Origin of the sequence: Mycobacterium genavense ATCC 51234 (genome assembly GCF_000526915.1) — a bacterium.
GTDB classification, from domain to species: domain Bacteria; phylum Actinomycetota; class Actinomycetes; order Mycobacteriales; family Mycobacteriaceae; genus Mycobacterium; species Mycobacterium genavense.
On record NZ_JAGZ01000003.1, the window covers coordinates 26,299 to 40,336 of the forward strand.

The 14,038-nt window shown below is 65.3% G+C and carries 11 protein-coding genes and 5 pseudogenes; 13 read left to right on the forward strand and 3 right to left on the reverse strand.

Translation table 11 applies throughout. The annotated features are described in order from the left end of the window. Positions 1 to 85 precede the first annotated feature (85 nt). Positions 86 to 637 carry a MarR family winged helix-turn-helix transcriptional regulator gene (locus tag T428_RS33505; RefSeq protein ID WP_245604838.1) on the reverse strand — a complete coding sequence of 184 codons (552 nt, stop codon included), beginning with the start codon at positions 635 to 637 and terminating at the stop codon, positions 86 to 88. A gap of 469 nt (positions 638 to 1,106) precedes the next feature. Here T428_RS33505 and T428_RS34245 point away from each other — a divergent pair. From T428_RS34245 to T428_RS0107910, 11 genes and pseudogenes are all read left to right on the forward strand, one after another. Further along, a pseudogene (locus T428_RS34245) lies at positions 1,107 to 1,709 on the forward strand (ferritin family protein); the annotation flags it as partial. 583 nt (positions 1,710 to 2,292) lie between these two features. Continuing rightward, entirely contained in the window at positions 2,293 to 2,532 is a 240-nt protein-coding gene (locus T428_RS34250) for a YHS domain-containing protein (protein ID WP_245604849.1), read from the forward strand. A 4-nt stretch (positions 2,533 to 2,536) separates the two neighbouring features. After that, positions 2,537 to 2,779 (forward strand): toluene-4-monooxygenase system B family protein, encoded by a 243-nt coding sequence (locus tag T428_RS0107880; protein WP_025736042.1) that lies wholly within the window; start codon positions 2,537 to 2,539, stop codon positions 2,777 to 2,779. Further along, positions 2,772 to 3,068, forward strand: a pseudogene (locus tag T428_RS31835) (Rieske 2Fe-2S domain-containing protein); the annotation flags it as partial. The gene T428_RS0107880 and the pseudogene T428_RS31835, both read left to right, overlap by 8 nt. A gap of 35 nt (positions 3,069 to 3,103) precedes the next feature. Further along, positions 3,104 to 3,415: an MmoB/DmpM family protein gene (locus tag T428_RS0107885; RefSeq protein WP_025736043.1), complete on the forward strand. Its 312-nt coding sequence runs from the start codon at positions 3,104 to 3,106 to the stop codon at positions 3,413 to 3,415. A 3-nt stretch (positions 3,416 to 3,418) separates the two neighbouring features. Further along, positions 3,419 to 3,661 (forward strand): annotated as a pseudogene (locus T428_RS35340) (toluene hydroxylase); the annotation flags it as partial. A gap of 34 nt (positions 3,662 to 3,695) precedes the next feature. Continuing rightward, a complete protein-coding gene (locus T428_RS34255; RefSeq protein WP_245604839.1) occupies positions 3,696 to 4,214 on the forward strand; it encodes a ferritin family protein in 519 nt (172 codons plus the stop codon). Between the two features lie 266 nt (positions 4,215 to 4,480). After that, positions 4,481 to 5,505, forward strand: a pseudogene (locus tag T428_RS26495) (alpha/beta hydrolase). Positions 5,506 to 5,530: 25 nt separating this feature from the next. Further along, entirely contained in the window at positions 5,531 to 6,451 is a 921-nt protein-coding gene (locus T428_RS0107900; protein ID WP_025736044.1) for a ferritin family protein, read from the forward strand. Then, complete coding sequence (locus T428_RS0107905) at positions 6,448 to 7,950, forward strand: flavin-containing monooxygenase (RefSeq protein WP_025736045.1); 1,503 nt, start codon at positions 6,448 to 6,450, stop codon at positions 7,948 to 7,950. Before T428_RS0107900 ends, T428_RS0107905 begins: the two co-directional genes overlap by 4 nt. Before the next feature lie 7 nt (positions 7,951 to 7,957). Next, complete coding sequence (locus T428_RS0107910) at positions 7,958 to 8,902, forward strand: MerR family transcriptional regulator (RefSeq protein ID WP_025736046.1); 945 nt, start codon at positions 7,958 to 7,960, stop codon at positions 8,900 to 8,902. Between the two features lie 4 nt (positions 8,903 to 8,906). Here the strand turns inward: T428_RS0107910 and T428_RS26500 are convergent. Next, positions 8,907 to 10,254: pseudogene (locus tag T428_RS26500) on the reverse strand (salicylate synthase). Positions 10,255 to 10,785: 531 nt separating this feature from the next. Between T428_RS26500 and T428_RS0107920 the strand changes: the two are divergent. Continuing rightward, positions 10,786 to 10,992 (forward strand): hypothetical protein, encoded by a 207-nt coding sequence (locus T428_RS0107920; RefSeq protein WP_025736047.1) that lies wholly within the window; start codon positions 10,786 to 10,788, stop codon positions 10,990 to 10,992. A 283-nt stretch (positions 10,993 to 11,275) separates the two neighbouring features. After that, entirely contained in the window at positions 11,276 to 12,511 is a 1,236-nt protein-coding gene (locus T428_RS0107925) for a sodium-dependent bicarbonate transport family permease (protein WP_025736048.1), read from the forward strand. 5 nt (positions 12,512 to 12,516) lie between these two features. Here the strand turns inward: T428_RS0107925 and hemW are convergent, their stop codons facing one another. Next, on the reverse strand, positions 12,517 to 13,689 hold the full coding sequence (hemW, locus tag T428_RS0107930) for a radical SAM family heme chaperone HemW (protein ID WP_025736049.1): 1,173 nt from the start codon (positions 13,687 to 13,689) through the stop codon (positions 12,517 to 12,519). Positions 13,690 to 14,038 lie beyond the last annotated feature (349 nt).

Below are 14,038 nucleotides of genomic sequence, written 5' to 3' on the forward strand. Positions count from 1 at the left end.
TCGGCCAACTGAAGTGATTATCCGGGAGCAGGTTTTCTCGTCGTGCAAGAGTTCGGCGACGAGCGATCCGCAGGTGCGAGCAAAGCTAGGCGGTCACGTGTTCTGCGCAGTCGACCCGCAAATCAGAGACGGTCATCGGTATGTCGTAGAACGTGCACCGGTATTGCCGGGTGCTGCCCTGGATCGTTTCCAGCCGCGCGCAGGTGCTGCAGGCCCGGGTCACCGGGAGAAGTTGTGCCTCATGCAGTTTAGCGATTACGACCAGCAAGCTGTCGAGCAACTGCTCCGCCTCGACTCGGTCAAGCTTGGATGTGGCGATCTCCGCCGGCGCCGTCCACCGCGACACTTCGCCGGCGGCCTTGCGACCGGCTTGGGTCAGCGCAAGGTCGTGACGGCGTCCGTCATGTGGATCCCGGGTTCGCACCAGCAGACCCTTGCGGATCAACGCCGCGATCGCATCGCTGACGGTGGGATCGGCAACATTGAGTTCGCGGGCCAGCGCAGTGCTGCGCGCCACGGGAGGCGGTTCCACGGAAAGCCAAACCAACACCCGCATCTGGGTGCTCGACAGATCGTGGGCCTCCGCACTGCGGCGTGCGAGCACATGCAGCGCGTCGCCAACGCGATCCAGAGCCACGACGATTTTCGAGTCGAGGCTGCGATGCCGTGCGCCTTCGGGTTTCAGAGCGCGACCTCGGTGGGTCGGCCCGCCGCGACGTCGAGCACCCGCGGCCACCCGTGCCTGCCAGCCATCCCCGCTGCCTGCTTGCTCGGGAACGTGCTCGCGTGAACGTTCGTCCGGTATCCGTCGGTAACGGTCACGCCGGCCTTTCTCATTCGGTTGCGGCCCACAGGGGTTCGCACCGGATCGTAACTCCGGCGTACCGAACGCAAGAGGATGCGAATCTGCGTGAGCAGAACCCTTAGGACTCCTTGGGATTTGTCTCATCATGGACGCCAATCGCGTCATCCACGCAGCTCGGATGGCGCCCCGAGCAGGACTCGAGCAGGACCAAGGACGACTTATGCCCAAACTCGCACGCAGTGATTGGTACGACCTCGCCCGCGACACCAACTAGACCTTTCGTTACGTCACCGAGGACGAGGTGTTTCCCGAAGAGCTGTCCGGGACGCACCGCGTCTCGGCGGAAGGCTGGCTCAAATGGGACGAGCCGTACAAGATCGGTTATCGGGAGTACGTCCACAATCAGGTCACCAAGGACACCACGACGTACTCGTTGAAGAACGCGATCGGGCGCTCGAAGTTGTTCGATCAACTCGACCCCGGCTGGAAGTCGGTGATCGTCGCGCACTACGGGGCGATCACCATGCCGGAGTACCTGGCGTCCATCGGTGAGGCGCGGATAGGCCGGTTCGGCCGCTCCGCCGCGTGGCGCAACACCGCCACCTTCGGCACCCTCGACGAGGTCCGCCACGGCCAGATCCAGGCGTTCTTCCCGTTCGGTCTGCTCGACAAGGAGCCACGAGGCGACTGGGCGCTCAAGGCATTTCACACCAACAACTGGATCGTGCTGGCGGTGCGCTATATGTTCGACGACATGTTCGTGGCCAACGACGCCCTGTCCATCGCGTTGCAATTGACGTTCACCCTGGAGACCGGCTTCACCAACCTGCAGTTCCTGGGCATGGCCGCCGACGCCATCGACGTGGGCGACTTGGAGTTCGGCGCGCTGATCAGCTCGATTCAGACCGACGAGGCGCGGCACGCCCAGCAGGGCGAGCCGACGATCAAGGTGCTCATCGACAACGGTGAGGCCGAGTGGGGCCAGTTCCTCATCGACCACATGTTCTGGCGGTCATGGCGCATCTTCGCCCTGCTGACCGGCCTGTCGATGGACTACTACACACCGCTGGAAAACCGGCGGATGAGCTTCAAGGAGTTCATCGAGGACTGGGTGGTCAAACCATTCGCCGACCAATTCCGCGATTACGGTCTCGAGTTTCCTTGGTACTGGGACGAATTCATCAACGAGTTGACCTGGTATCACCACGCCATCCACCTCGGGGTGTGGTACTACCGGCCGACAGTGTGGTGGAACCCCGACGCCGGGGTGTCCGCGGCCGAGCGGCTGTGGCTCGAAGAGAAGTATCCCGGTTGGAACCGGGACTTCGGCAAGCACTGGGACGTCATCACCGAGAACGTTCGTAACGGCGACGTCGCGGCCAAGCTGCGAGACGCTCCCGATCACCTGCAATCTGTGCCAGTTGCCGGTGGTGCGCGCCGCGGGCGTAATCGTCGGCGCGCACACCGATCCCGCGCCGCCGACATATGTGCACAACGGGCGCAAGTACCTGTTCTGCTCGGAGCCGTGCCGGTGGATCTTCGCCCAGCGCCCGGACCGGTTCGCCGGCCACCAGTCGCTGATCGACCGGGTGCTCTCCGGGGAGATCAGCCCCCCGGATCTAGGGGCCGTGCTGCAGTACTTCGGGCTCTCGGCCGAGGAGCAGGGCCAGGATGCCGACAATTATACGTGGGCACTGAACGGATCGACCAACGGAGCGAAGGGCTAGGGCCATGGCGCTGCTTCCATTGACGGCCTTGTTCGAGGGCGATGTGCTCGAACTGCTGATCCCCGTGGACGACGCAGACACCGTCGAGGCCGTGAGTGCGGCAATCGCCCACCACGTCGTGGGGCACCGTGTCGCCAAGCGCGACGCGCCGATCCGGTTGCGCCACAACGGAAACGTGCTGGATCCGCAGGCGCGCATCGGTGCGGCCGGCGTGGGGCCGCTGGACCACGTCGAGGCGTATGACTAGCGTCCAGCACTGGACCCCCATCGCCACCCTCGACGAGCTGTGGGAGGGCGAAGTCGGCGAGTTCTATGTGGGCGATCGGCCGATCCTGCTGGCGCACTTGCGCAGCGGGGAGATCCGCGCGTACGACGGCCGGTGTCCGCACGCGGGATACCCGCTTGCCGACGGCGATGTCGAGGATGACGTCCTGACGTGCGGCGCGCACAGCTGGGAATTCGATCTGACCACCGGCGCCGGCGTGAATCCCACCAACTGCCGCCTGCACAGCCATCCGGTGCGCCGTGATGGCGATCAAATTGTCGTATCGCTCACCGAAGGGAGCCAGCAATGCCCGCAGCTGCCGAGCAGGCCAAGCTCGTCGGCCCCGTCGTGCGCGGTTTCGACCCCGAGATCGTCTCGGCGGTCACCGAGGCGATCTATGCCGACAACCCCGACGCCGCCGTCGTCATCGACGACCATGCCGGCTATGTGCGCATTCACGCGCCGCATTTCCTGCGCGTCACCCGCGCCAGCCTGGAAGCCGCTGCCGGACAACCATTCCCGCTGGCGACGCTGGAGCCGGCATCGGTCGGGTTTGCCGGCCGGATCCGCTACGTCGGCGACGACGAACTGCACTGGTACTTGGATCGAGAGGACTGACTGATGACCACCGCAGCACCCCGACGGCTCAAGACATGGAGCATCACCGGCGATACCCGGCGTAAACCTACCGCGTACGAAGCCGTCACCGGCCGATTCCACTACCACTTCAACCGCAAACCCGCCCCGTTCGATTTCGACCCGGGCAGCGCGATCAACCGGTGGTATCTCAAACATCGCGAAGGCTCACCGCTGCAGGCCGACGACTGGGAAGGTTTTCGCGATCCGGCCGCGCTGAACTACCGCCGCTACATCGCGCTGCAACACGACCGTGAGGTTTATGCCGAGGGAGTCGTCGACCATTACGAGGCGCTCGACTACGACGCGCGACTGGACCCCCGCGTGGGTCGAGACGCTGAATCGCGTCTACGTGCCGGCGCGCTACGTGTTTCATGTCCTGCAGATCACCGGTCTGTATGTGGGTCAGCTGGCCCCCAGTGCCTACCTCACCAATGCGGCGTTCTTCCAGGCCGCCGACGAGCTGCGGGCGCTGCAGTGGATCGCCTACTGGGCCAAGTCGCTGTCGCTGGCGCACGGCACGCAGTTGGCCAACCCCGAAGCGACGCGGCGGATTTGGGAGACCGACGAGGCGTGGCAGCCGGCCCGGGAGACCCTCGAACGGCTGCTGCTGGCCTACGACTGGGGCGAGGCCTTCACGGCGCTGAACCTGGTGGTCAAGCCAGCGCTTGACGCGCTGTTCAAGGAGGCGTTCGTCGACCTGGCCACCGCTGCCGGAGACGGCCTGACCGCCGCCCTGCTGCAAGAATCGCGGGTCGATACCACGCGCAGCCAAGCGTAGAGCGTCGCGCTGGCCCGTTACGCGCTGGCCGCCAACCCCGCCAACCGCGCGGTCATCGACCGCTGGGCCGAAAAGTGGCGGCCGCTGGCCGACCGGGCCGTCGAGGGTCTGGCGGCCACATTTCCCGACCGTGCCGCGGCCCGCCGCCGGGTCGCCGATTCGGTCGCCGCCACGACGGCGCAATGGGCGGACTGAGCCGACTTCCTCGCCGGTGTTGCCCAAAGCTGCCATTGATGAATGTCACCATTTGCTGTTGACTTCGTGACATGGCGGACATCGTTCCGGCCCGCGGGTCCTTGCGGTCCCGCGGCGCAGCGGCGATAAGCACGTACACCTTGCGGCCGTTCAGCCGGTTGGTGCCGCCCGAGCGGGCGTGGGGAATGTGGCTGTCCCGCCAGATGATCGCGCGGGTGATGGCCACGTTCGGCCCCTCGTTGTCGGGCACCCGCGTCCAACAGGTCGACACCAGGTTGCCCGACGGCCGCCGAGTCAAGGGCGAATGGGTGTACGGGCCGCGGACGCCGACGAGCGCGGCGGCGCGTTCGTCGACCAGTGGGGGTGCGATCTACTACGTGCACGGCAGCGGCTACGCGGTGTGTTCGCCAAAGACTCACCGGCGGTTGACATCCTGGCTGTCGTCGCTGACCCGGTTGCCGGTGTTCAGCATCGACTACCGGCTGGCGCCGCGCTACCGCTTCCCCACCGCCGCCGACGATGTTCGAGCGGGCTGGGACTGGCTGGTGCAAACGTGTGCCGTGCCGGCGAAAGAGATTGTGGTAGCTGGTGATTCGGCGGGCGGCCATTTGACGGTCGACATACTGTTGCAGCCCGAGGTCGCCGCGCAATCCCCCGCCGCGCTGGTGCTGTTCTCGCCGCTGATCGACATGACGTTCGCGCTGTCGCTGGCCCGCGAAAAGATTCGGCCCGATCCCGCGATCCGGGTGGCCGACGCGGCCCGCCTGGTCGCGCTCTATCACCCGGGCATCGAACTCACCCACCCCCGGCTGACGCTGGATGTCGCCGGCGGGGCGATGCTGCCCCGACCCTGATTCAAGCCGGCGGGGCCGAAATGCTGCAGGACGATGCGCGACAGCTGGCTGCCGACATCACGGCGGCCGGCGGCCGCTGCGAGTTGCAGATCTGGCCGCACCAGGTCCATGTGTTCCAAGCGCTTCCGCGGCTGACACCCGAAGCCGCCAAGGCCATGGCCTACGTCGCACGATTCATCGCCCACGCGTTGCAGGACGTCCGCGCGGTCGGCGAGGTGTCGCGGGCGAACATGCACCGATAGACCCGAGGGGGGAAGGGAACCAACAATGGCCATCGACATGGAAGCCATGCTCGCCAAGATCAAGGACCGCCAGTGGGCGCTCGCCGATATCGACTGGGACGCACCGGGTGCCGACACCATCAACCCCGACTTCCGGCCCAAGCTCAAGGCCTTCATGGCCGACCTGTGCTGGATCGAGAACATCGGGGCCCGCGGATTTGCCGCGCTCGCCAAGAAAGCGCCGAACCCGACCATCGCGGAAATCTACCGCTATTTCCATGCCGAGGAGCAACGGCACGCCAACGCCGAATTGGCGCTGATGAAGCGCTGGGACATGCTCGACGACGGCGAGATTCCCAAGCCCAACGTCAACATCAAGTTGGCCATCGAATGGCTAGACACCTTCGCCGACGACATGCCGTTGTCGGTGCTGGGCACCGTGATCCCGATGCTCGAGGTCGCCCTCGACGGCGCACTGCTGAAATTCCTGCTGGACACCGTCGAGGACCCGGTCTGTCATCAGGTCTTCGAGAAGATCAACAACGACGAATCACGGCACATCGCAGTCGATTTCGAGGTGCTGGAGATGATCGGCCACGCCAGCGCGCGGCGCCTGGCCATCGAACTCGTGGGCCGTTTTGCCTCCCCGGGGCTGATCCTCGGGATGGTCATGTACGTCCCACTGCTCAATCGGATTCGCAACGAAATGGCCGGGATGGGCATGGATTCCGAACGATTGTTCAACGCGGTGAAACGTTTCAAGCAACTCGGCGACCGCGGCGAACGCACCCGGCGGGTGCCCACCTACCAGCTGCTCAAGCGGCACGGTATGTGGGTGGTCAACCCGCGCCACCCCTACCAATTGCTGGCCAATTCCATGGTGTGGCTGTCGGATTTCTATCCCAAGCCGCTGCTGCGACCGGCTCCGAGCTGGTCGAAGGAACTCACCCACGACCCGTCGGCATGACCATGACAACCGACCACACCTACGCAACCCTGATCATCGGAGCCGGCTTCACCGGACTCGGCACCGCGATTCGGTTGGCCGAGGCCGGAATCACCGACATCGTCATATTGGAGCGCGCCGAGCAGGTGGGCGGCACCTGGCGCGACACCACCTATCCCGGGGCCAGCTGTGACGTCCCGTCGCTGCTGTACTCGTACTCGTTCGTGCAGAACCCGGCGTGGTCGCGAACCTACTCCCCCGCCCCGGAAATCCGCCGCCACCTCGAAGACATGGCGACGAAGTTCGACATCCGCCGCCACGTCCGGTTCAAGCACGAGGTCAACGCCCTGACCTTCGACGAGAACGCCGGCGTGTGGACGGCCAAGACCAAGAACCGCAAGCGTTTTCGCGCCCGCACTGTCGTGTTGGCCTCCGGCCCGCTGTCGGATGCCGGCTTCCCGGACATCCGCGGCCTGGACACCTATCGGGGACACAAGATCCACAGCGCCCGCTGGGACCACGACTACGACTTCGCGGGTAAGCGCGTCGCCGTCATCGGCACCGGAGCCAGCGCCATCCAGATCGTCCCCGAACTGGTCAAGCAGGCCGGGTTCGTCAAGGTGTTCCAGCGCACCCCCGGCTGGGTGTTGCCACGCCTGGATGTGGCGACCCCGCCGGCGGTACAAAGCCTGTTCGCCAAAGTTCCTGCGGTCCAACAACTTGCCCGTCAAGCTCTGTTCTGGGGCCACGAGGCCAGCGCGACGGCGCTGGTGTGGAACACCCCGCTCACCGCGCTGGTGGCCCGGCTCGGCCAAGCCCATCTGCGCGCGACGGTCAAAGACCCGTGGCTGCGGCGGCAGCTGACCCCGGACTTCGCCCCGGGCTGCAAGCGGATGCTGGTCTCCAGCGACTACTACCCGGCCCTGCAACGCGACAACTGCAAACTGATCACCTGGCCGATCGCAACGCTGAGCCCGGTCGGCATCCGCACCAGCGACGGCATCGAGCACCACCTGGACTGCATCGTGTTCGCCACCGGCTACGACGTCCACCTCACCGGCCCGCCGTTCGCCGTCACCGGTCTCGGTGGCCGGTCGCTGGCCGCCGAATGGGCCGACGGCGCACAGGCCTACAAGAGCATCAACGTGCACGGCTATCCGAACCTCTTTTTCATGACCGGCCCCAACTCCGGGCCGGGGCACAACTCGCTGTTGGTCTACATCGAGGGCCAGCTCGACTACGCGGTGCGCGGCATCCGCGCCATCCTGGACGACGACCTGCGCTACCTGGACGTACGCCACGACGTCCAACTGCGCCACAACGCCGACATCCAGCGCCGGCTCAACAAGACGACCTGGATGTCGGGTTGCCGCAGTTGGTATCTCACCAAGGACGGATTCAACGCCTCGATGTATCCGGGTTTCGCGACCCAGTATCTTCGCCAGATGAGCGATTTCCGCTACGCGGACTACCAGCCGGTGACGCGCCGGGCGGCGGCGCGCGTCACCTCCACCGGCTGAGGCCGCGATGGCACCGAACCGACCCGAGCCCGGCACCATCGCCAGCGTGCTGCACATCGTGCGGCGGGCGCCCAAACGCGTTCGCCGCCAATCGCGGGACTTCATCGAGACCGCGGTGTCGCAGCTGTTCGACGCGGCCGCGCGCCATCCCCACGACGGCGCGTCCGGGGAGTACCGGATCGACGATTTGGCCCGGCTGGCCGGCACCACCACCCGCAACATCCGGGTCTATCGCGATCGCGGCTTGTTGCCTCCCCCGCTGCGGGTGGGGCGTATCGCCTTGTTCAACGACACCCATCTGACGCGACTGCGACTGATCACCTCGATGCTCGACCGCGGCTACAACATCGCCCACGTGCGGGAAATGCTCAGCGCATGGGAGGAAGGCAGAAGCCTCGGCGACGTGCTGGGTCTGGAAACCGCCATCGTCGGTACCTGGACCACCGAGAAGCCGGAGACCATGGCGCTCGCCGACGCCCAGGCGCTCGTCGACGATCCGGCCGCATTCGAGCGACTGGTCACCCTGCAACTGATCCGGGTGGACGGTGCGATTGCCATCGTGACCCGGCCCAAGCTGATCGAAGCCTTCAACGAAATCCGCGGCTACGGCATCGAATTGGACAAGCTCATCGACCTGCACGAGCAGATCGTGCCCGAGATCGACAAGATCAGCGACCTGCTGGTGCGCGCCGGCGCCGAACACGTCATCGACAGGATCAAGCCGGGCCAGGCACTGCCGGCGGATACCGAAATCGCCGAGCTGATCACGATGCTGGTTCGGTTCCGCACTCAGGCCGTGGCCACCGTCACCGCGACGCTCGCGTCGTCGATCGAATCCAACATCGAATCGTTGGCCGGCCGCATTCTCGCCGACTATCTCGAACACTCGCTGGAAGCCCAAACCGAGGCGCCGCCCGACGAGTTGTCGGCACGGCGGCGGAAAGCCAACTGAGAAACTACCGGCGCGCAATCAGATACGGCGCCAGCGTGGACAGCTTCTCGCAGGTCTCCTCGAACTCGCGCTCGGCTTGTGACTCTTCGATGATTCCGGCACCGGCCCGCAGCCACGTCTTGCCGCCGGATTCGTAGGCCGCCCGCAGCGTCAGCGCGGGCGGCCTACGTCCCGTCGGCCGAGACCATCACCACCGCACCGAAATACAGCCCGCGCGGCGCTTCGTCGAGTCGCATGATCGCCTCGACGCCGGCACCTTTCGGGATGCCCGACGCCGTGACCGCCGGGAAAAGCGCCTCCAAAGCGTCGATCCGGTCATTGGACGCATCCAAACGCCCGCTGACCGTGGAACCCAGGTGCTGCACGCTGCCGCGGTCCCGCACGGTCATGAAATCGGTCACCACCGCCGTTCCGGGTTCGGCGATCTCGTTCATCTCGTGCAACGAGCTGCGCACCGAAATAGCATGCTCGACAATCTCTTTGGAATTCGATTCCAGGTCGTCGCGGGCTTGACGGTCACTGGCCGAACCACGGCCAAGAGCGCGGGTGCCGGCCAACGGCTCGGTGATCACCTCGCCGTCTCGACGGACGGCGGTGACCAGCTCCGGGCTGTAGCCCAGCGCACGAACGCCACCCAGCTGCAGCAGAAACGACCGCACCGGCGTGTTGTGCAGCCGGCCCAGCCGGTAGGTAGCCGGAAAGCCAAGCGCGAAAGGCACTTCCACGGTCCTGGAAAGAATCACCTTGCTGTATTGCCCAGCCGCGATCTCGCTTACTGCCGTAGCAACCCGGTCGCGGTACCGCGAGCCGTCGGTGACGATGTCGATCCCGCGGGTTTCGTGCAGGTCGCGCACACCGTCGCGGAGCACGTCGAGCACCACTTGACGATCTTCGGCCGAGGCAACAGAAATACCGTCTTGGCTTACCACGATGCGTGAATTCGGCCAGAACAGTCGGGCCAGCGGGGTGCCCGGGGCCAGCCGCTGCTGCAGCCCGTATTTGTAGACGCCGAATTCGAATGCGATCCAGCCGAATACCTGATCGGTTTCGGCCAGCAGCGAGTCAATCGCCGCGCCGAGGACCGACCCTGGCCGCCCGGACCACTCTTGGCGCTGAGTCGCGCCGGCCCGGATTATTTGCAATTCATCGCTGTCCAGTTCGATCATCGCGTGCACACCGCTGGCCAGCACCCATTGGCCGGTGTGCTCGTAGAGCAATTAGTCTGCTCCGACTCGCGAGTGCAGTACCGCCGCCAACTCCGCGGCAAGATCGGCCGGGTCGACGCGGGCCGGGATCGGAATTAGTGGGAACGCCATACCGATCGGATTCGTCTCGACGCTAGCTCCAGTCACAATTGGTAAAGCTAACCTAACAGCGCCCCGCAAAAAGCCGGGGTGTCGCAAGCCGCTCCGCCCGAGCCCTCGCGCCAGGAATTAATCCGGCAACACCCGTTGCCGCAATCCCGCCGGTGCGCGCCGCGACTGCTGTCCGCCAACAGTTTTCGCAGGCAACGGCCGTGAATCCGACGCGTGCCGACAAGCACCGCGGCGCCTCCCGCGGCATCGTGACGCCCGAACGTTTGCCCCACGTTAACCTGCTTAGCGCATGGGAACGGGATACCATGGCTGTGTTCCCCGTACCATTGCTGGCTCCGTGCCGACTGCATCGGGGGGCTTGCCAGCATCGGCGCGGAGAAGGGGGCAGTTCGGATGAACCCCACCAGGATTGGCAGCGCCCGCGCGAGCGGTCGGGCCGCGCGAGCGTGCCGGACGCCCCACCCGGCGGCTGACAGAAAACGTAACGGAGGTTTAATCCGGTCGGGCACGAATAACCGCAGCAAATGCCCGCTCGCGATTACCTCCTCATCGACCGAGAGGAACATTATGTTCGTGATTCGGCTCGCGAACGGCGAGGAAGTCCAGGCATCCGACGGCGACGAACTTGAAATTAACCAGGAAACCGGCGTACTTACGGTTTCCCGGGTAGACGGATTCGAAGAAATAACGACGCATTACTCGCCGTCCGCGTGGCTGTCGGTGACGCATCGGAAACGGGGTGTCGGGGTCCGGCCCTCGCTAATTTCCGGCTGAGCCCCGACACGCGAATCTTGACAGTAAATGCACAGCGAACTCACACCAGATTCACGCTAATGCCGGCATACCCGGTCCTACCTGCACCGCTGTGACCACGGCTTTTGTGATACCCGGCCGTTTCGGCGCGGCCTGCGGCGATGTCCCCATTTCGGGTCGGAACCGAGTGGCGGATTCACAGCCGCAGAGCTAAGTTTTCCACGGTCGTCGGGATGTTCGCGGTAGCCCCCGCTTGCGGATGGTGCTTCCCCCGGGCCACCGGACGGATAAAGAGAGGCATCTAATGCTGCAAGAGTTCTGGCATAACTTCACCCATAACCTGTTCAAGCCGCTGCTGCTTTTCTTCTACTTCGGGTTTCTGATTCCGATCTTGAAGGTGCGATTCGAGTTTCCCTATGTGATCTATCAGGGCCTCACCATGTACCTGCTGTTGGCCATCGGCTGGCACGGGGGTGAGGAACTCGCCCAGGTCAAGGCTTCCAGCGTCGGGGTGATCGTGGGATTCATCGTGTTGGGCTTTGTGCTCAACTTCCTGATCGGCATCATCGCCTACTTCGTCATCAGCTGGTTGACCAAGTTGCGCAGAATCGACCGGGCAACCGTGGCCGGTTACTACGGATCGGATTCGGCCGGGACGTTTGCCACCTGCGTCGCGGTGCTGGCCGCGGTCAACATCGCGTTCGACGCGTACATGCCGGTGATGTTGGCCGACATGGAGGTTCCGGGCTGCCTGGTGGCGCTGTACCTGGTCGCTCGACTACGGCACCGGGGTATGGACGCGGCGGGCAACATGGCCGACGAGCCGGGCTACACGCCGGTCAAGGTCGGCGTCGGCCCCGGTACGGCGGCGCGGCCGCCACATGGCCAGAGCCTGGGCAGCGAGCTCGGACTGGCGGTCGAGGAGGAGCGGGAGCTCTCCCTCGAAAAGGGCGAGCGCACAGAGGAACTCGACATGAGCCCGCGTGCGCAGCTCACCAAGAAGCAGTCCATGTTCTCCCGTGAGCTCTTTCAGGAAGTCTTCCTCAACCCCGGATTGGTGCTCCTCTTCGGCGGCATCGCGATCGGCCTGATCAGTGGCCTGCAGGACCAAAAGGTCGTGCAGGACGACGACAAGTTCTTCGTCATGGCCTTCCAGGGCGTGCTGTGTCTGTTCCTATTCGAGATGGGCATGACCGCCTCCCGCAAGTTGAAAGACCTGAGGACGGCGGGACCGGGCTTCATCTTCTTCGCGCTGCTGGCCCCGAATCTTTTTGCGACGCTGGGGATCATCGTCGCCTGTTGCTACGCCAGCGTGACCCACACCGACTTCAAGCCGGGCACCTACGTGTTGTTCGCGGTCTTGTGCGGCGCGGCGTCCTACATCGCCGTGCCGGCGGTCCAGCGGCTGGCCATCCCGGAAGCGAGCCCGACACTGCCGTTGGCGGCGTCATTGGGTCTGACGTTCTCCTACAACGTCACGATCGGCATCCCGCTCTACATCGAGATCGCCCGTGTCGTCGAGGGGTGGTTCGGTGTTTGACGCCGTCACCCCAATAGCGTCCGCACGACCGCGTCAGCCAGCAATCGGCCGCGCGGCGTGAGGACCAGCCGGTCGCCCTCAACGATCAGCAAGCCGTCGGCGACAACGGTTTTGGCCCGTTGGCGCTCGTTGGTATTTAGCATTTCAAGCGAAAGCCCTTGGCGCAGCCGGGTTTTCAACAGGACTTCCTCGGTGTGCAAAGCCTCGGCGTCGAGCTGTTCGAAACCGGCCACCGGCAACGCCGAAGCACCCAGCGCCTCGGCGTAAGCGTTGGGGTGCTTGACGTTCCACCACCGCGTCGCGCCGACATATCCGTGCGCGCCCGGCCCCGCGCCCCACCATTGGCCGCCGTTCCAGTAGCCGAGGTTGTGCCGGCACTCGCCGCCCGGCCGCGACCAATTGGACACCTCATACCAGTCGAATCCGGCCGCGCCCAGGCGCTCGTCGAGCAACTCGTAGCGATGCGCCAGCACGTCGTCGTCGGGTGCGGCCAGCTCACCGGTGCGGACCCGGCGCGCCAGCGCGGTGCCTTCCTCGACTACCAGCGCATACGCGGACACATGGTCGACGCCGGTGGCGATCGCGGTATCAACCGAGCACAGCAGCTCGTCATCGGTTTCCCCCGGCGTTCCATAGATCAGGTCGAGGCTGACGTGGTCGAAGCCCGCCTCCAACGCCTCACGGGCCGCCGACGCCGACCGGTTCGGCGTGTGGATCCGATCGAGGACGCCCAGCACGAACGGTGACACCGACTGCATGCCCAGCGACACCCTCGTGTACCCGGCCGCCCGGGCGGCCTCGAAGAAGTCCGGCCAGGCCGACTCCGGGTTGGCCTCCGTGGTGACCACCGCGTCGGGCGCCAGCAGGAAGTGTCTGCGCACCGTGTCCAGCAGCGCGACGATGCGCGCCGGGCCCAGCAGCGACGGCGTCCCGCCGCCGACGAACACGGTATCGACCGTCGGTGCGTCCAGCCGCGCGGCGGCCAACTCGAGCTCGGTGTTCAGCGCCGCTAGCCACGCGTCCGGGTTGACGCCACCCAGCTCGGCGGGTGTGTAGGTGTTGAAATCGCAGTAGCCGCATCGGGTGATGCAGAACGGGACGTGCACGTAGACCCCAAACGCCTGTTCAGGACGGCGCTGTAGCCCGGGAAGGTCGACCGGTGCCGCGCGAAGGGCCATGCCAAATGATTGCACGACCGCCGGATCGCGCCGGTTGCGCAACGGACGGGTGGTGAGCAACTTCACCCCGGCCCGTCGTCGCCGAGCGCGGTACTTACCGGCCGTCGCCCATGCCAGGGGCCCACGGCGGCGACCAGGCGGAACGGCCTCTCAGGGGTTTCTCGGGTTTGTCTATCTGACTACCCAGGATTTGCGGGTAGTTTTGCTCACCGTGAGAACAAATTCCACCTGGTGGCATGGCCCGTCGGCATCCATGGCAGAATGGGCGCGTGACCGTCGCCCAGCCCAGCCTGCGCACTGCGCTAGTGGCGCGGCGATCTCAAGCGTGTCTGCAGCTGTAGCTGTCCGG